This is a genomic window from Xanthomonas cannabis pv. cannabis (genome assembly GCF_000802365.1).
In the GTDB taxonomy this organism is placed as follows: Bacteria; Pseudomonadota; Gammaproteobacteria; order Xanthomonadales; family Xanthomonadaceae; genus Xanthomonas; species Xanthomonas cannabis.
Map to the genome: position 1 here is coordinate 80297 of NZ_JSZE01000016.1, position 19486 is coordinate 99782.

Consider the following 19486-nt stretch of genomic DNA (forward strand, 5'->3'; position numbering starts at 1 on the left):
CAACAGGCAAGGCAAAGGGACGAAGATGCCGAACGGCCGCTGGGATCTGCGCAGGAAATACGGGCGCCGCGTGTTTGCCAGCGCCTTGCTGATTCTCACCGCAGGCCTGATTGCGGCCATCGCCACCGGAGTCTGGCTGCACCGGCACAACGAGCTCGAGCGCGAGCAGCGTTTTCAGTATGTGGTGCGCACCCTGGCGCGCAACATCAGCGAGCGCATGTATACCTTCGAGCACGGCCTGCGCGGTGCGCGTGGCGCGGTGATCGGCGCCGGCAGCGATGTGATCAGTCGAGAGCGCTTCACCCTCTACAGCCGCTCGCGGGATTATTCGCGCGAGTTCCCCGGCGTGCTGGGGTACGGCTATATCCACCGGGTCGCACCGTCCGAGGAGGCCGCGTTCCTGCAGACCGCACGCGCCGACGGCGCACCGGACATCCACCGGCGGCTGCTCGCGCCGTGGGAAGGCGAGCGCTACCTCGTGCTGTATTTCGAGCCCGAATCCTCGGGCAACCGCCCGATCGGTCTGGACATCGCGTCCGAACCACGGCGCCGCGCCGCCGCCTTGCAGGCCGCGCGCAGCGGCTCCCCGATCATGACCTCGCCGATTTCGTTGTCGGGCTACCGCGTGCCCACTGAAAGCGGCTTTCTGGTGCTGCTGGCGGTCTATCGCGAGGGCATGCCGTTGCAGACCCCGCAGCAACGCATGGCGGCGACCAGCGGCTGGGTGTATGCGCCCTTCAGTGTCGAGCAGATGGTGCAAAGCGCGCTGGGCGAGCGCAACGACGTGGCGCTGGACCTGTCCGACCGCAACGAGCCGACCCACAATTTCTATCGCAGCGGTACGCCGATCAGCGACAGCGCGCGGCGCCCGCCGGTGGTGCAGTTGTTGCCCATCTACGGCCGCACCTGGGTCATCACCGCCCAGCCGACTGCCAGTTTCGTGGCCTCGCTCAACCAGACCTCGCCCTGGCTGGTCGGCGGCCTGGTCATGGCCACCTCGGTGTTGTTTGCCGCCTTGCTGGCGCTGTATTTCAGCAACGGGCTGCGTCGTGAAGAAGTGTTGCGCAAGCAGATGGAACTGGCCGCGCTGGTCAGCCATTCCAGCGAGGCCATCGTCGCCGAAACACCGGACGGCCGCATCACCCACTGGAATCCGGCAGCCGAAGCCATGTTCGGATACACCGCCGACGAGGCGATCGGCCAGGACCTGACAGGACTGCTGTCACCGCAGCCCTATGCGATGCCGCAGGTCGACCACGCCGACGATGCACATCTGGGCAACGCCTCTGCAGCGCAGCGCATGCGCCACCGCGATGGCCAGCACGTGCATGTGCTGGCCAGCAAGGCACCGATCATCGATGCCGATGGCACGCTCAGCGGGCATTCGCACTTCTTCCGCGACATCTCCGACCGGGTGCGCTCGCATCAGCGCATTGTCGATCTCAATGCCTCGCTCGAACATCAGGTGGCTGAGCGCACCAGCGAACTGGTGAAGTTCTCGGTGTTGCAGCGCGCGATCCTGGCGCACGCCGGCTACGCCATCATCGCCGCCGACTCCAGCGGCTTTGTCACGCTGTTCAACCCGGCCGCGGAAAAACTGCTGGGTTACAACGCCGAGGATGTGATCGGCCGTCGCAAGGTCAGCCAGTTCGTCGAAGCCGAGGAATTGCAGGAACGCGCGCACCGGCTGTCAGAACAGACCGGCGTCCCGGTGGCGCACACCCTGGAGGCAGTTGCCGCGCTCACCAGCCTCGGGCGCAGCGACACCAGCGAATGGACCTACGTCAGTCACGACGGCCGCCGCCTGCCGGTGCTGCTGACCTTGAGCACCTTGCGCGACGACAACGACCAGGTGATCGGTTACCTCGGCGTCGCCGTGGATCTGACCGAGCAGAAACTGCACGAAAAACAGCTGCGCCTGGCGATGGATGCGGCCAAGAGCGCCAACCAGTCCAAGTCCGATTTCCTGGCCAACATGAGCCACGAAATCCGCACGCCCATGAATGCCATCCTGGGCATGTTGTATCTGCTTCAGCGCAGCGAACTTCCCGGCGCGGCGCAGGACATGGTCGTCAAGATCGATCGCTCCGCGCGCACCCTGCTGGAAATCATCAACGACATCCTGGACTTCTCCAAGATCGAAGCCGGGCGAATCGATCTGGAACATGCGCCGTTCGACCTCAACCAGTTGTTCGACAACATCGCCGACCTGATGCGCTCTTCGCTCAGTGCAAAACCGGTGGAGATGATCGTCGAGCCATTGCCGCGCGACAGCCGCTGGCTGTTGGGCGATGCACTGCGCATCAACCAGGTGCTGGTCAACCTGGTCGGCAACGCCATCAAGTTCACCGAGGAAGGCGAAGTGGTGCTGTCGGTGCGACGCTTCCCCAGCGGCGACCCCAACAAGGTCAAGCTGCTGTTCTCGGTACGCGACACCGGCATCGGCATTTCCAAGGAAAAGCAGAGCCTGATCTTCTCTCCGTTCCTGCAGGCCGACACCTCCACCAGCCGTCGCTATGGCGGCAGCGGGCTGGGCCTGACCATCAGCCGACGCCTGATCGAGCTGATGGGCGGCGAGCTGGAAGTGGAAAGTGTGCCCGGCCGCGGCAGCGAGTTCTACTTCGTGGTGACGCTGGAAAAGGCCGCGCCCCCCACTGCGCATCAGGAGCTCCCGGCGCTGCCGCCGGAAGCGATGCCGCGGGTGTTGATCGCCGACGACCACGATGCGGCGCTCAACAACCTGGTGCGTATCACCACCGAGCTCGGCTGGCGCGTGGACGCAGTGGCAAACGGCCAGGCCGCGCTGGCGGCCATCGAACAGGCCAGCGAGCCGTACGACATCTTCCTGCTCGACTGGCGCATGCCCGACATCGACGGCGTGGCGATCGCCCGCCAGATCCGCGCGCGTGCAGCGCCCGGTCCGCACCCGGTGATCGTGATGGTCACCGCCTACGAACGGCGCCTGCTGGAGCAACACCCAGAACAACAGGACCTGGACGCGGTGATGACCAAGCCGGTGACCACGGCCGCGTTGCATCGGCTGGTGGAGCAACTGGTGGAACAGCGTCCGGGCGCGCGCCCGGTGGCGCCGACCTTCGTCGCACGGCGGCTGGAAGGCGCACATCTTCTGCTGGTGGACGACAGCGACATCAACTGCGAGGTGGCGCAACGCATCCTCGAAGGCGAAGGTGCCATGGTCACCGTCGCCCATGACGGCGAGCAGGCGGTCAACACGCTCAAGCGCGCGCCCGATCTGTTCCACCTGGTGCTGATGGATGTGCAGATGCCGGTGGTGGACGGCTACGAAGCCACCCGCCGGCTGCGGCAGATTCCTGCCCTGGCCAGTCTGCCGGTGATTGCATTGACCGCCGGTGCCTTCCGCCCACAACAGGAAAAAGCGCTGGAGGCCGGCATGAACGGCTTCATCGCCAAGCCGTTCAACGTCGAGGAACTGGTCACCGCGATCCGCCATTTCATGCGTCCCGGGGCCAAGCGCATTCCGTCGCTGCCGCACGAAACCGCCGTGGCGGCCGGTCCGGCGTGGATGCACGACACGCCGGAGCTGCTGGACGCGGCGCGTGCGCACAGCCTCTGGCGCGACCGCGAGCCGTACGTGCGTTATCTGCTCAAGCTGCTGCGCGACAACCCGGACCCGGCCGAGGTGGCGGCCGAGCACCTGCGCCGCAACGAGCTGCCCGCCATCGGCGCGCTGGCACACAAGCTGCGTGGCGCTGCCGGCTCGCTGGCGCTGCCGGCCCTGGCCGGCGCGGCGGGCGATCTGGAAGCCCGCATCGAAGACGGCCACGACGTCACCGCCTCGCTGCTCGCGCTCAAGGACGTGATGCAGCGCACCGCCGATGCGATTCGCGCCTTCGTGCAGGACGACGCGCAGGAGGCCGACAGCGACGATGCCGGCGTTGCGCTGGATGCCGACAGCCTGCAGATCCTGCAGGCCGCCTTCGCCAGCGACGACGCCGACAAGATCGACCACGCACTGCTGATCTGCGCGCCGCGCCTGCCGCGCAGCCTGCAGGAGGAACTGCAGCGCGCGGTGGAGGACTTCGACTTCCGCCGCGCCGAAGCCACCCTGCGCGACTGGCACGCCACCCACCCAGGCTGACCGCGATCTCCTGCCCGACTGCAAGGACCCTCCATGCCGTCCCGTCCCCTGCTCTGTGTCGACGACGAATCCAGCAACCTGGCCACCTTGCGCCAGCTGCTGCGCGACGATTTCCCGTTGGTCTTCGCCAAGACCGGCGGCGAGGCGCTGGATGCGGTGACGCGCCATCAACCGGCATTGATCCTGCTGGATGTGGAACTGCCGGACATGGACGGCTACGCGGTGGCTCGCACGCTCAAGCGGCAGCCGGCCAGCCAGACCATCCCGATCCTGTTCGTGACTGCGCGCAGCAGCGAGCAGGACGAACGCGCCGGGCTGGACGCGGGCGCGGCCGACTACGTCAGCAAGCCCTACTCGCCGGCGCTGCTCAAGGCGCGCATCGGCACGCAACTCAAACTGGCCGAATGCACACGCCTGGCGCAGCAATACCGCGACGCGATCCACCTGCTGGGCACGGCAGGCCAGGGCCAGGACGTGGATACCGGCGCACATATCTGGCGCATGGCGGTATACGCACGCGTGCTGGCCGAAGCCGCCGGCTGGTCGCCGCAGCAGGCCCAGGTACTGCAGGATGCCGCACCGCTGCACGACGCCGGCAAGATCGCCGTACCCGGCAGCATCCTGCACAAGCCCGACGCGCTGGACGAGCACGAGCGCTCGGTGGTACGGCAACACCCGCAGGCCGGGCACGACCTGCTGCGCCACGGGCGCGGGCCGGTGTTCCAGCTGGCCGCCGACATCGCCCTGCATCACCACGAGTGCTGGGACGGCAGCGGCTACCCGCAAGGGCTGGCCGGCGAAGCCATCCCGGAGGCGGCGCGCATCGTGGCGGTGGCCGATGTGTTCGACGCGCTGTGCGGCCGGCGCGCGTACAAGGCGCCGTGGACGGTGGAAGACGCCATGCGCAAGATCGAGAGCATGGCGGGCAAGCAACTGGAACCGCGCCTGGTACAGCACTTCCGCGAGGCATTGCCGCAGATCCTGCAGATCAAGGACGCCTGGGACAGCCGGGCGGCATAGCGCTGATTCGGGTCGCCAAGACAACCGCCCATTCGCGATGTCGGGTTGGCTGTCTTCCGGCGTACCCTCACCCCAACCCCTCTCCCGCGGGGAGAGGGGCTTTGTCCAGGTGCCATCCCTGTTCGCGTGCTGCAGCCCGATCCTTCTCCCCCCGGAGAAGGTGGCGCGCAGCGCCGGATGAGGGTGCGGGCCACTCGGGACGACCAGCCGACGACGCATCACTTCGCGCGTCCTCTATCGCCATCGCACGCTGCTACGTCCCACCAGCCGCTTCAGCCGCAAGCCTCTGCGTCAACACCAGCGTCCACCATCCAAACCACCGCGTCTGCAGCGACAAGCACGCACTGTTACCCACGTGCGCTTGAACCCCACCCCACACCAGCGGACAATACCCATGTTGCGCCGCACAACACCGTGCGACGCGGGCCGATCCGGACGCCCCACTGGCGCCGTCGATGCAGCCCCGCAACCGAGAGTCCGATGTCTTCCAGCGTGTCCGACGCCGGCACCGCCCCGCCGCGTTATCCCGACTACCGCATTATTTCGCTGATCCTGGCCTGCGCCATCTTCATGGAGCAGATGGACGCCACCGTGCTGGCGACCGCGCTGCCTACGCTGGCGCGCGACTTTGGCGTGGCCGCGCCGGCCATGAGCATCGCCATGACCAGCTACCTGCTGGCGCTGGCGGTGCTGATCCCGGCCAGCGGCGCCATCGCCGACCGCTTCGGCCTGCGCCGCGTGTTCGGCGCCTCGATCTGGGTGTTCGTCGCCGGCTCGATCCTGTGTTCGCTGGCCGACAGCCTGCCCACCATGGTGGCCGCACGCGTGCTGCAGGGCGCTGGTGGCGCGATGATGGCCCCGCTGGGCCGGCTGATCCTGCTGCGCACGGTAGAGCGCCGCCATCTAGTCTCTGCGATGGCCTGGACGCTTGTGCCCGCCTTCATCGGCCCGATGCTGGGGCCGCCGCTGGGCGGGTTCTTCGTTTCGTATCTGGACTGGCGCTGGATCTTCTACATCAATGTGCCGATCGGCATTGCCGGCTTCCTGCTGGTGCGCCGGTTCATCCCGGAGATTCCCACCGACAGCGCGCCGACACGTTTCGACCTGCGCGGGTTCGTGCTGTGCGGCGTGGCGCTGGGTTGCCTGTTGTTCGGCCTGGAAATGGTCAGTCAGGACGACGGCATCGGCATGGCCAGCTGGTTGCTGGCCACCGGCGCGGCCGCTGCGCTGGGCTATCTCTGGCATGCGCGCAACCACCCCGCCCCGTTGCTGGACCTGAGCTTGCTGCGCATCGATTCGTTCCGGCTGTCGGTGATCGGCGGCGCACTGATGCGCATCACCCAGGGCGCGCATCCGTTCCTGCTGCCCTTGCTGTTCCAGATCGGCTTAGGCATGAGCGCCGCGCACAGCGGCCGCCTGATCCTGGCCACTGCACTGGGCGCGCTGCTGATGCGCAGCATCACCCCGCAGCTGCTGCGCCGCTTCGGCTACCGCAACAGCCTGATCGGCAATGGCGTGCTGGCCAGCCTGGGCTACATGGTGTGCGCGCTGTTCCGCCCCGACTGGCCACCGGCGCTGATGTTCGGCCTGCTGCTGTGCTGCGGCGCCTTCATGTCGTTCCAGTTCGCCGCCTACAACACCATCGCCTACGAAAACGTACCCAGCGCGCGCATGAGCCGCGCCAGCAGCCTGTACACCACCTTGCAGCAGCTGATGCTCTCGGTGGGCGTGTGTGCCGGCGCAATGATCCTCAAACTGGCCATGCTGGCCGGCGACCATACCCAACCGGCGCAGCGCGATTTCTCGCTGGCGTTCTGCGTGGTCAGCCTGATCTCGCTCAGCGCCACCTGGTGGCATGTGCGTTTCGACAAGGACGCCGGACAGGAAATGAGCGGGCACCGGGCTTAGGGACGCTCTGAACAACGCCTTCGCAAGCTTATTGACAACAGAGCATCCCTCGGCATTAGGAGTGGCCGGCTGCGATCAGACGATCAGAAATCGCGTAATGTCTTTCGATAACACAGCTTGAAAACCGGCAGCTTCGTGTATGAAATTGTATGTGTACATTGATTCATGCGCGTGGAACTACGTTATCAAGCATGGGATAGACCTTAAAAAGGAGCTGCCCCCGCAACGTTACGAGATACGCGTTACGACCGAGGTGGACATTGAGCTGGCGGCAATTCCCGCCATCGGTGCTGACGGGTCCGACAAAAGCGACCTGAAACGGTCGATCCAGAAATTAAGAGAGCAGAACACCATAAAGATCACCCGCTCTTTCGGATTCGCAGCCCCCTATGCAGGCTTCGGACAAGCCACTTTCCAGTCAGCACAGGAAAGAGAGTGGCACGCAAAGCATTACCGGGCAGACCCACCACGCAAGCGCAAGGCCTCAGGCCTGCCAGCAGGAGCGACTGATGCAGACCTGGCTGGACGCGCGGGTGACGCAGTCGTTCTCACTGCTGAAAGCGCGCAAAAGCCCGGTCCGCTCAAATCGGCAGCGAGTGAAGGTAAGCACGTCATTTTTTTAGGCCGAGATTTTGAATCCAGCGGCATGAGTCTAGGGATGTACGTTGCTCACAGGTTGAGATCGTCAGGATAGGCATTTTTTCTTATGCCCATGAACAGCTAGAACGAGACCTCGCTTAGCATCCTGGGAGCCTCTGAACGGCGCACCCAGGATGCGCGACGCGATAAAGGACGTTAGCAATGCATCTCACGACGTAGCTGCAATACGTTCCTGCAACGCATGTAACGATTCTTTTCCCGACTCAGCCAGCGCACGCGTCGCGTAGAGCAAGCGATCGGTGAGCTGCCCCCCCAGGCCAGATTGGCCAGCCTCACGGGCTGCCTCGCTGGCATGCAGCACTTCCAGCACACCATGCAGTCCGACCAGGCAATGATCGATATGTGCGCATTTGAGAGCCAGGCCAAATTGCATCGGCAGATCAGACCAATGGAGGCCGTTGGTGGCCTCCGCACCGCGTGATTCGGACAGCCGACGGAAGAACACGTCTTCATGCTCCGAAGTGAGATTGGATGCTTTGTGGCTTGTGGTACGTGAATCTGATGAAGTGCTGCCCGAACGAGCAGAATCGGTGCGCGGCATGACGGGTCTCCTTGGATGATGGAGTCCGTCACCCCGCTTCCAAACAAGGTGGCGGACGGTGCGCGGTTGGAAGACCGGTCCAAGGGCCGGCGGGCCTTTCGGCCCCCACGCACCGCCCGCCATAAAGCTGACGAGCACGCCCCCGCCATCAATCAGCAAGCGCAAAAAAAGCGCCTGCATCGACAGCGTGGGCGCTTGTGCGCCTTGGATTTCGGGCTTCCACACCAGGCTGCGAGATTTATCGCAGCTACGAGAGTCTTCATTGCGGCAACTAGGAGTGTCAAGTGCCGCAGTTGCATACAAAAAAGCCGCCCTGGGGCGGCATTTTTGTAGACGCAATGGCAACACGGCGTGCTGCGGTCACCGCGGTGGCGAAACAGCGTCTCGCCACCGCGGAACCGACGTTACATCCCGTGCGCGGCCAACTGCCCAAGCCGCTGCACTGCCACCGACACGGTCGGGTAGTCCAGGGTCTTCTGCTCGGCCACATCGGCCAGCATGGCCAGGGTGAAGCGCAGGCTGGAATCGTCGCGCGCCAGCCAGTTGGCCACCTTGTCCTCGGCACTGCTGCCGGGCATGGTCAGCACCTGGCCTACCAATGCACGCTGATGCGCGGCCAGTTCGTCGCGCAGCACGCCACGCGCCACCGCATGCCAGCGGCCGTTGACCTCCAGCGCGTCGATCTGCTCGAACAACCACGGCAGCCGCAGCGCGTCGCCCAGGCGGAAATGCACCTTGGACACGTCCACCGGCTTGAGCTTGCGGGTGCGGGCGGTTTCGATGATGTCGAACGCAGGTTCCAGGTAGCGCAGCTCGCACAGCTGCTGCGCCAGTTGCGGCGGCAGTCCCTTGTCCTGCCACTCCTGCACGCTGGCTTCGTACAGCGGTCGCTGCGTATCGGACAACACGCCCGAGGCGACACGGATGTCGTTGAACGGGCCGTGGTAACGCTCCACCGCCGCCGTGATGCCCGGCATCTGGCCCGGACGCAGCAGCAGCCAACGCACGAACGAGCGTTGCAGGCGCCAGATCACTTCCAGTGCATCGATCTGCACCGACTCGGGCACCTTGCCGTCCAGCGCATCGATCTGCGTCCACAGCGCGCGCGCATCCAGCGTTTCGCGGCTGATGGTGTAGGCCTTGGCCACCTCGGCGATGCTGCGGCCGGTGTCTTCCTGCATGCGCATCAGGAAGGTGGCGCCCATGCGGTTGATGGTGGTGTTGGTCACCGCAGTGGCGATGATTTCGCGCTTGAGGCGGTGACGCTCCATCGCATCGGCGTACTTCTTCTGCAGCGGCTGCGGGAAGTACCGCTGCAATTCCTTGGACAGGTACGGGTCTTCGGGGATGTCCGATTCCAGCAGCTGCTGGAACGCCACCAGTTTGGAGTACGACAGCAGCACCGACAGTTCCGGACGCGACAAGCCCTGCCCGCGTGCCTTGCGTGCCGACAGCTCGGCATCGGAGGGCAGGAACTCGATCTGGCGATCGAGCAGGCCCTGCAGTTCCAGCGTGCGGATGAAGTGCTGTTTGGAGCCCAGCCGCTTGACGCTCATGCGCTCCATCAAGCTGATCGCCTGGTTCTGGCGGTAGTTGTCCCACAGCACCAGGTCGGCCACTTCGTCGGTCATCGACGCCAGCAACGTATTGCGCGCGTCATAGGTGAGCTTCTTGGCCTGCACCATGTCGTTGAGCAGGATCTTGATGTTCACCTCGTGGTCGGAGGTGTCCACGCCGGCCGAGTTGTCGATGAAGTCGGTGTTGAGCAGCACGCCGGTCTGCGCCGCTTCGATGCGGCCCAGCTGGGTCAGGCCCAGGTTGCCGCCCTCGCCCACCACCTTGCAGCGCAGCTCACCGCCATTGACGCGCAGGCCATTGTTGGCGCGGTCGCCCACATCCGCGTGCGATTCGCTGGATGCCTTGACGTAGGTGCCGATGCCGCCGTTCCAAAACAGGTCCACCGGCGCCTTGAGGATGGCGTTCATCAGCTCGTTGGGCGAGAGCTGCTTGACGTTGGACTCCAGCCCCAATGCCTCGCGCACCGGCGCGCTGATGTCAATGGACTTCAGGGTGCGCGGATAGATGCCGCCACCGGCGCTGATCAGCTTGGCGTCGTAATCGGCCCAGCTGGAACGCGGCAGCTTGAACAGGCGCTCGCGCTCGGCGAAGGACGCAGCTGCATCCGGCGACGGGTCGAGGAAGATATGCCGGTGGTCGAACGCGGCCAGCAGGCGGATATGCCTTGAGAGCAGCATGCCGTTGCCGAACACGTCGCCGGACATGTCGCCGATGCCGACCACGCTGAAATCTTGGCTCTGGCAATCGCGCCCCATCGCACGGAAGTGGCGCTTGACCGACTCCCACGCACCGCGCGCGGTGATGCCCATGCCCTTGTGGTCGTAACCGACCGAGCCGCCGGAGGCGAACGCATCGCCCAACCAGAAGCCGTGGTCCAGCGCCAGCCCATTGGCGATGTCGGAGAAGGTCGCGGTGCCCTTGTCGGCGGCGACCACCAGATACGGGTCGTCCTGGTCGTGACGCACCACCTGCGGCGGCGGCACGATCTTGCCGCCGACGATGTTGTCGGTGATATCGAGCAGGCTCTGGATGAACAGCTTGTAGCAGGCGATACCTTCGGCCTGGATCGCGTCACGGTCGCCGCCCACCGGCGAGCGCTTGACGTAGAAACCGCCCTTGGCGCCCACCGGCACGATGACCGTGTTCTTGACCATCTGCGCCTTGACCAGGCCCAGCACCTCGGTGCGGAAATCCTCGCGGCGGTCGGACCAGCGCAGGCCGCCACGCGCCACCGCGCCAAAGCGCAGGTGCACGCCTTCCACACGCGGGCCATAGACGAAGATCTCGCGATACGGACGCGGCTTGGGCAGGTCCGGCACCCGCGCCGAATCCAGCTTGAAGCTGATGCAATGGGCGTGCTTGCCCTGCTTGTCGGTCTGGTAATAGTTGGTGCGCAGCGTTGCATCGATCACATCGATGAAGCTGCGCAGGATGCGGTCTTCGTCCAGGCTGGACACGCGGTCCATCAGCTTCAGCAGCGTGGCGCGGGTCGCTTCCTGCTGCGCGGCGCGGTCGCCGCCGCGGGCCTCGAGCACCGGCTCCAGCGCCTTGAGCGTAGCTTCGTCGCCAGCGGCCAGCGCAGACAACTCTTCGCGCAAGCGCTCCTGGCCGGCAAAGATCTGCGCCTTGGTCTCGCTGCCGGTGGACGGGTCGAAGCGCGCTTCGAACAGTTCCACCAACAGGCGCGCCAGCAACGGGTAACGGGTGAAGGTGGCTTCCACATACGCCTGCGAGAACGGCACCGCCGTCTGCAGCAGGTACTTGCAGTAGCCACGCAGCAACGCGACCTGACGCCAGTGCAGGCCGGCGGCCAGAATCAGGCGATTGAAGCCGTCGTTTTCCGCATCGCCGTTCCAGATGCGCTCGAAGGCTTCACCGAAGCTGGCGTCGGCGTTGGCCGCGTTGATCTTGCCGGCGGTGGATTCGACCTCGAAATCCTGGATGTAGACCGGCGTTTCGCCCACCTGCAGCCGATACGGCCGCTCGGAGATCACGCGCAGGCCCATGTTTTCCATCATCGGCATCGCGTCGGACAACGGAATGTCGTCGAGCTGGCGGTACAGCTTCAGGCGCAGGCCTTCGCCGGCATCCAGGCGCATGCCGTCGTCGCGACGGATTTCCTGCAGGCTCAGATGTAGGTCATCGGGGCCATCCAGCGTGGCCAGGTGCTCGACATCGGACACTGCCGACTCGATCGACGAGTCCTCGATGTAACCGGCCGGCAGCGCGCGGCCGAAGTTGGCCGCCATGCGCAGGCCGTTGGCCTCGCCGTGGCGCGCCACCAGCGCTTCGCGCAGGGCGTCGCGCCAGTTGCGCAGCAGATGCGCCAGGCGCGATTCGAGTTCGGTGGTGTTGAACTCCAGCGCCTCGCCACTCTTGGGGCGCACGATCAGATGCAGCTGCGCCAATGGCGATTCGCCCAGCACCACGCTCGAATCGATGTACTCGCCATGCAGCGCGTCCTTCAACAGGCCTTCGATGCGCAGGCGCACGTCGGTGTTGAAGCGCTCGCGCGGGATGTACACCAAGGCGGAGATGAAGCGGCTGTATTTGTCGCGGCGCAGGAACATGCGGCTGCGCACACGCTCCTGCAGCCCCAGGATGCCGATCGCCGTGCGGTACAGCTCTTCCTCGTTGGACTGGAACAGCTCCTCGCGCGGCAGCGTTTCCAGGATGTGGCGCAACGCCTTGCCGCTGTGGCTGCTCGGGGTCAGCCCCGACTTGCTCATCACGTATTCGTGGCGCTGGCGCACCAGCGGGATTTCCCACGGGCGGCGGTTGTAGGCGCTGGAGGTGAACAGGCCCAGGAAGCGCTGCTCGCCGACGATGCGGCCCTTGGCATCGAATTCCAGGATGCCGATGTAATCCATGTAGCCAACGCGGTGCACGCGCGAGCGCGCATTGGTCTTGGTCAGGATCAAGGCGTCCTTGAGCTTGGACGAGGCATTCAGGCCGTGCGCGGCCAGGGTGGTCACCGGGCGCGCCGGCGAGGTGTCGTGGCCGCGCATCAGGCCCAGGCCGGTCTCTTCCACCGGGGCCAGCACATCCTGGCCGCCCTGCTTCTCCACGCGGTATTCCCGGTAGCCGAAGAAGGTGAAGTGGTCGGCGGCGGCCCAGCGCAGGAACTCCTGCGCCTCGTGGCGGCTGATGTCGTCGATGGGCAGGCGGCGGGTGGCCAGGTCGTCGGCCAGCATCACCATCTTTTCGCGCATCGCGGCCCAGTCCTGCACGATGGCGCGCACCTCGGCCAGCACCTTGCGCACCGCCGCTTCCACCTTGGGCATCTCATCGGCCGGCTGGCGGTCGATCTCCAGCACCATCAGCGATTCGCTCTTGCCCTCGCCCACCGCGGTCAGCTTGCCGGCCTTGTCGCGCGCGATGCGCAGCACCGGGTGACCCAGCACGTGCACACCGATGCCCAGGTCCGACAGGGTCATGCTGACCGAGTCCACCAGGAACGGCATGTCGTCGTTGACGATCTGCAGCAGCGTATGCGGCGACTCGTAGCCGTGGCTCTTCAGGGTGGGGTTGAACACGCGCACGTTGACCGTGCCGGCCTTGCGTACGCGGGCAAACTCCAGCATGTCCGACGCCAGCGCCGCCCATTGCTCGGGCGGATGATTGGGAAACTCGTCTTCTTCCATGCGCCGGTAGAAGTCGGCGGCGAACGCCTGGACCTCGCCCTGGCGGGCCGCCGGGTAGCGCTTGCGCAGTGCGGCAAACACCGGCTCGAGGGTGACCGCCTGCGGTTCGGTGGCAAGCACGGGGACGGCACGTTCGGCGACCGGTTTGACCGACGTCGTGGACGATTTCGGAGCGGCTTTCTTGGCTGTCATGAGAGCGCTGGGATGCTCGGTAGGAAAGCTGAATTGTACCGATGGACCGTGACAACGCCTTGCTGCATAGCGCAAATGCTCAGCGCCCGGCAGGCATCTTGGGGGTGCAGAAGCCGTATGGGTCTGAAGTTTCCAGCCGCTACCCGGCCGGGCGCCGCCGCCGATCGCCAGATCCGGCAAAGTCCGGCGCGACGCTTGGCACACAAGGCGTTGTGCAGACCGGACGGGCTACGTCAAGGCTGTTTAAAAACTAAACTGGACGGTATAGTCTACCGCCATGACCCCTCGTTCCCCCCGTGCTGCCCGGCGTTCGGACTGCGATCGCCGCATCCATGCTGCCGTGCATACCTTGCTTGCCGAACGCGGAATGCGGCTGAGCATGGACGCGGTGGCCGAGCGCGCCGGCTGTTCCAAGCAAACGCTCTACAGTCACTACGGCTGCAAGGAGAACCTGCTGCGCGATGTGCTGCAGGACCACGTGCACCTGGCCACGGTGCCGCTGGACGCGGTCTCCGGCGATCTGCGCGAGGACCTGCTGGCCTTTGCGCTGGCCCATCTTGACCGCCTGAACAGCCCGGATGTGCTACAGACCTGTCGTCTGCTGGAAGCCGAGTCGCATCGGTTCCCGGATCAGTCCCAGCAAATTTTCCACGAAGGCGTGGTCGGCATGCAGCGACGTCTGGCGCATCGCTTCGAACAGGCGATGGCGGCCGGTCAGCTGCGCCATGACGATCCGCACTTCATGGCCGAGCTGCTGCTGAGCATGATCGTCGGGCTGGATTTCGATCGCCAACGGTTTCAGGTTCCCCATCGCGCCGGCCTGCCCGCCAGGCAGCAGTGGGCGCAGTTCGCCGTCGACACCTTTTTGCGGGCGTTTGCCGCGGCACCTGCCGCGCCTGCGCCGGCCCCGCTTTCTTTTCTCACTTCAAGACCCTAACGGAGTTCCTCCTGATGATTGCCCCGCTCCGCACCTTCGGCCTGGCCTTGGCCATCACCGCGGCGCTCGCTGCCTGCAGCAAGCCCGAACAGCAGCAGGCGCCGCCGCCGCCGGAAGTGTCGGTGCTGGAAATGAAGCCGCAGACGCTGCCGCTGGAACGCGACCTGGTGGGTCGCCTGTCGGCGTTCCGCTCGGCCGACGTGCGCGCCCGCGTGGACGGCGTGCTGCTCAAGCGCCTGTACACCGAAGGCACCGACGTCAAGGAAGGCCAGCCGCTGTTCGAGATCGACCCGATGCCGCTGCGGGCCACCCTGCTGCAGGCCCAAGGCCAGCTGGCCGCGGCCGAAGCGACCTACGCCAATGCCCAGATCGCCGCCAAGCGCGCGCGCAGCCTGGCGCCGCAGCAGTACGTCTCGCGCGCGGACATCGATAACGCCGAAGCCACCGAGCGCTCTTCCCGAGCCAGCGTGCAGCAGATGCGCGGCATGGTCGAAGCGGCCCGGATCCAGCTGGGCTTTGCCAGCGTGACCTCGCCGATCACCGGCCGCGCCGGCATCCAGCGGGTGACCGAAGGCGCCCTGGTCGGTGCAGGCGAAGCCACCTTGCTGACCACGGTCGACCAGATCGACCCGCTGTACGTGAACTTCGCGATGAGCAGCGAAGAACTGGCCTCGCTGCGCCAGGCCCAGAGCAGCGGCAACGTGCAGCTCAGCGGCGACGGCAAGTCCACCATCAACGTGGAACTGGGCAACGGCACCCAATACCAGCACCCCGGCACGCTGGACGTGTCGGCGGTGACGGTGGACCCGAGCACCGGTGCGGTGTCGCTGCGCGCCACCCTGCCCAACCCGGAACTGTCGTTGCTGCCGGGTGCCTTCGTCACCTTCAAGGCCAGCCTCGGCCAGCGCAACAACGCCTATCTGGTGCCGCAGCAGGCCCTGCAGCGCGATGCGACCGGCGCGTATGCGCTGGTGCTGGGCAAGGACGGCAAGGTGGTGCGCAAGAACCTTACCGTGGACGGCCAGCAGCAGGGTCAGTGGATCGTGACCGGCGGCGTGGCACCGGGCGACCAGGTCATCGTCGATGGCGTGCAGAAGGCCAAGGAAGGGCAGCCGGCCAAGGGCGTGCCGTGGAACCCGAACAAGCCGGCCGCAGGCGGCCAGCCCGGTCAGCCGGGCGCTCCCGGCGCGGCACCGGCCGCAGGCCAGGCCGGCAATACGCAGGCCGCACCGGCCGCCGACGCGGCCGATGCCGCGGCACCGGCGGCGCAGGAGCAGCCCAAGCAGGACGCGGCCGCGCAGCCGGCCGACTCCCAGTCCAAGCAGCAGTGACGGAACCCGGACATGCCTAAGTTTTTTATCGAACACCCGATCTTTGCCTGGGTGGTGGCGATCCTGATCTCGCTTGCCGGCGTGATCTCGATCCTCAATCTGGGTATCGAGTCGTACCCCACGATTGCTCCGCCGCAGGTCACCGTCACCGCCAACTTCCCCGGCGCCAGCGCCGACACCGCCGAAAAGGCGGTGACCCAGGTCATCGAGCAGCAGCTCACCGGTATCGACCACCTGCTGTATTTCAACTCGTCGTCGGCGTCCAACGGCCGCGTCACCATCACGCTGACCTTCGAAACCGGCACCGACGCGGATATCGCGCAGGTGCAGGTGCAGAACAAGGTGTCGCTGGCCACGCCGCGTCTGCCATCGGAAGTCACCCAGCAGGGTGTGGTGGTGGCCAAGGCCAACGCCGGCTTCCTGATGGTGGCGGCACTGCGCTCGGACAACCCGTCGATCGACCGTGACGCGCTCAACGACATCGTCGGTTCGCGCGTGCTCGAGCAGATCTCGCGTGTGCCCGGCGTGGGCAGCACCAACCAGTTCGGCGCCGAGTACGCGATGAACATCTGGTTGAACCCGGAGAAGCTGCAGGGCTACAACCTGTCGGCCACCCAGGTGCTGACCGCGGTCCGCAACCAGAACGTGCAGTTCGCCGCCGGTTCGGTCGGCGCCGACCCGACCCCGCAAGGCATCAGCTTCACGGCCACGGTATCGGCGGAGGGGCGTTTCAGCTCGCCGGAAGAGTTCGAGAACATCATCCTGCGCACCGACAACAATGGCGCCACCGTGCGCCTGAAGGATGTCGCACGCGTCTCGGTCGGCCCCAGCAACTACGGCTTCGACACCCAGTACAACGGCAAGCCCACCGGTGCGTTCGGCATCCAGCTGTTGCCGGGCGCCAATGCGCTGAACGTGTCCGAGGCGGTCGGTGCCAAGCTCGACGAACTGCAGCCCACCTTCCCGCAGGGCGTGAGCTGGTTTGCGCCGTACGAATCGACCACCTTCGTGCGCATCTCCATCGAGGAAGTGGTCCACACGCTGGCCGAAGCCATCGTGCTGGTGTTCCTGGTGATGCTGCTGTTCCTGCAGAACTTCCGCGCCACGGTCATCCCGACCCTGGTGATTCCGGTCGCGCTGCTGGGCACCTTCTTCGGCATGTACGCCATCGGCTTCACCATCAACCAGCTGACGCTGTTTGCGATGGTGCTGGCGATCGGCATCGTGGTCGATGACGCGATCGTGGTGATCGAGAACGTCGAACGCATCATGAGCGAGGAGCATCTGGAGCCCAAGGCAGCCACGCAGAAGGCGATGACCCAGATCACCGGCGCGGTGGTGGCCATCACCGTGGTGCTGGCGGCGGTGTTCATCCCCTCCTCGCTGCAGCCCGGTGCGTCCGGTGCGATTTACAAGCAGTTCGCGCTGACCATCGCCATGTCGATGGGCTTCTCCGCGTTCCTGGCACTGACCTTTACCCCGGCGTTGTGCGCCAGCTTCCTCAAGGCCACCCATTCGGACAAGAAGAACTGGGTCTACCGCACCTTCGACAAGTACTACGACAAGCTGGCGCACCGCTATGTGGGCGTGGTTGGCCACACCTTGAAGCGCTCGCCGCCGTGGATGATCGTGTTCGTGGTGCTGGTGGTGCTGTGCGGCTTCCTGTTCACGCGCATGCCGAGCAGCTTCCTGCCCGAAGAAGACCAGGGCTTTGCGGTGGCGATCGTGCAGCTGCCGCCGGGCGCGACCAAGATCCGTACCAACGAAGCCTTCGCGCAGATGCGTGCGGTGCTGGAAAAGCAGCCGGCGGTGGAAGGCATGCTGCAGATCGCCGGTTTCAGCTTCCTGGGTTCGGGCGAAAACGTGGGCATGGGCTTCATCCGGCTCAAGCCGTGGGAAGAGCGTGACGTCACTGCCGAGCAGTTGATCCAGCAGCTCAACGGCGCCTTCTACGGCATCAAGGGCGCGCAGATCTTCGTGGTCAACCTGCCCACCGTGCAGGGCCTGGGCCAGTTCGGCGGCTTCGACATGTGGCTGCAGGACCGCGCCGGTGCCGGCCAGGAGGCCTTGACCCAGGCGCGCAACATCGTGCTGGGCAAGGCCGCCGAAAAGGCCGACACCATGGTGGGCGTGCGCCCGAACGGGCTGGAAAATGCGCCGCAGCTGCAGTTGCACGTGGACCGCGTGCAGGCGCAGTCGATGGGGCTGGACGTCAGCGACATCTACAACTCGATCCAGCTGATGCTGGCACCGGTGTATGTCAACGACTACTTCTCCGAAGGCCGCATCAAGCGCGTCAACATCCGCTCCGACGACCAGTTCCGCACCGGCCCCGAGTCGTTGCGCAACTTCTTCAGCCCGAGCACGACCGCGGTAGGCGCCGACGGCCAACCCGGGATGATTCCGCTGAGCAATGTGGTCAAGGCCGAATGGACCTACGCGTCGCCGGCATTGAACCGCTACAACGGGTATTCGGCGGTCAACATCGTCGGCAACCCGGCGCCCGGCGGCAGTTCCGGTCAGGCGATGACGGCGATGGAAGAGATCGTCAACAACGACCTGCCACCGGGCTTCGGTTTCGACTGGAGCGGCATGTCGTACCAGGAAATCATTGCCGGTAACGCGGCGACGCTGCTGCTGGCGTTGTCGGTGGTGGTGGTGTTCCTGTGCCTGGCCGCACTCTACGAGAGCTGGTCGATTCCGGTGGCAGTGCTGATGGTGGTGCCGATCGGCGTGCTGGGCGCAATCGTGTTCTCGATGCTGCGCGGCCTGCCGAACGACCTGTACTTCAAGATCGGCATGATCACCGTCATTGGTCTGGCCGCGAAGAACGCGATCCTGATCGTGGAATTTGCGGTGGAGCAGCGCGCGGCGGGCAAGACCCTGCGCGAGGCTACCCTGGAAGCGGCGCATCTGCGTTTCCGCCCGATCCTGATGACCTCGTTCGCGTTCATCCTGGGTGTGTTGCCGCTGGCCATCTCCACCGGTGCCGGCGCCAACTCGCGTCACTCCATCGGTACCGGCGTGATCGGCGGCATGGTGTTCGCCACCGTGCTCGGCGTGATCTTCATCCCGCTGTTCTTCGTGGTGGTGCGCCGCATGCTGGGCGACAAGCTGGACGAGCAGTCCAAGGAATATCTGGTCGCACAGAACGACTCAGGCACGCATCGCCCGGATCGTTGATCCCGGACAGGGCGTAGAACGAAAAGCCCCGGCAATGCCGGGGCTTTTTTTTTTGCGCAACAGTGGTGTCCCGTAGGAGCGCACCGGGGCGCGACGGGCATGAGCGGTAACGCCTGTCGCGCCCGGGTGCGCTCCTACGATGGGGGATTGGTGACAAGCCGTGCTCGGGCAATGCCCGCACAGCGCGATCCGCAACACCCGCCAGACACTTGTAGGAGCGCCCCCGGGCGCGATGGGCTCTACCGATCCCCCCGTCGCGCCCAGGGGCGCTCCTACGGGGTGTCGGGGATTGGTGACATGGCGTGATTGGAAAAGACCCGCACAGCGCGATCCGCGACGACCGCCACATTGTTGTAGGAGCGCACCCGGGCG

Annotated in this window: 9 protein-coding genes; 7 read left to right on the plus strand and 2 right to left on the minus strand. The window is 65.6% G+C overall.

Annotation, left to right across the window (positions count from 1 at the left end):
• The first annotated feature begins 25 nt into the window (after positions 1-25).
• The 4 genes from OZ10_RS04075 (at position 26) to OZ10_RS22025 (ending at position 7742) form a co-directional block, all read left to right on the plus strand.
• Positions 26-4120 carry a CHASE domain-containing hybrid sensor histidine kinase/response regulator gene (locus OZ10_RS04075; RefSeq protein WP_039564002.1) on the plus strand — a complete coding sequence of 1365 codons (4095 nt, stop codon included), beginning with the start codon at positions 26-28 and terminating at the stop codon, positions 4118-4120.
• Positions 4121-4153: 33 nt separating this feature from the next.
• Positions 4154-5140 (plus strand): HD-GYP domain-containing protein, encoded by a 987-nt coding sequence (locus OZ10_RS04080; RefSeq protein WP_039407338.1) that lies wholly within the window; start codon positions 4154-4156, stop codon positions 5138-5140.
• A 480-nt stretch (positions 5141-5620) separates the two neighbouring features.
• Positions 5621-7048 carry a DHA2 family efflux MFS transporter permease subunit gene (locus OZ10_RS04085; protein WP_039407341.1) on the plus strand — a complete coding sequence of 476 codons (1428 nt, stop codon included), beginning with the start codon at positions 5621-5623 and terminating at the stop codon, positions 7046-7048.
• A 139-nt stretch (positions 7049-7187) separates the two neighbouring features.
• The gene (locus OZ10_RS22025; protein ID WP_139051268.1) at positions 7188-7742 is read left to right on the plus strand and encodes a hypothetical protein; all 555 of its coding nucleotides are present in this window, start codon (positions 7188-7190) and stop codon (positions 7740-7742) included.
• A gap of 114 nt (positions 7743-7856) precedes the next feature.
• Here OZ10_RS22025 and OZ10_RS20535 read toward each other — a convergent pair whose 3' ends face one another.
• Together OZ10_RS20535 and OZ10_RS04090 are read right to left on the minus strand one after the other, a co-directional pair.
• Positions 7857-8153, minus strand: a complete 297-nt coding sequence (locus tag OZ10_RS20535; protein ID WP_068835646.1) for a hypothetical protein — start codon at positions 8151-8153, stop codon at positions 7857-7859.
• A gap of 500 nt (positions 8154-8653) precedes the next feature.
• Complete coding sequence (locus OZ10_RS04090) at positions 8654-13663, minus strand: NAD-glutamate dehydrogenase (protein ID WP_039564003.1); 5010 nt, start codon at positions 13661-13663, stop codon at positions 8654-8656.
• Between the two features lie 277 nt (positions 13664-13940).
• On the opposite strand from OZ10_RS04090, the gene OZ10_RS04095 reads away from it, so the two are divergent.
• From OZ10_RS04095 to OZ10_RS04105, 3 genes are read left to right on the plus strand one after another with little or no spacing between them, the layout of a single operon-like run.
• Positions 13941-14600: a TetR/AcrR family transcriptional regulator gene (locus OZ10_RS04095; protein ID WP_039564004.1), complete on the plus strand. Its 660-nt coding sequence runs from the start codon at positions 13941-13943 to the stop codon at positions 14598-14600.
• A gap of 14 nt (positions 14601-14614) precedes the next feature.
• Positions 14615-15931, plus strand: a complete 1317-nt coding sequence (locus OZ10_RS04100) for an efflux RND transporter periplasmic adaptor subunit (RefSeq protein ID WP_039407361.1) — start codon at positions 14615-14617, stop codon at positions 15929-15931.
• A gap of 12 nt (positions 15932-15943) precedes the next feature.
• A complete protein-coding gene (locus OZ10_RS04105) occupies positions 15944-19114 on the plus strand; it encodes a multidrug efflux RND transporter permease subunit (RefSeq protein WP_039407364.1) in 3171 nt (1056 codons plus the stop codon).
• Positions 19115-19486: the final 372 nt, after the last annotated feature.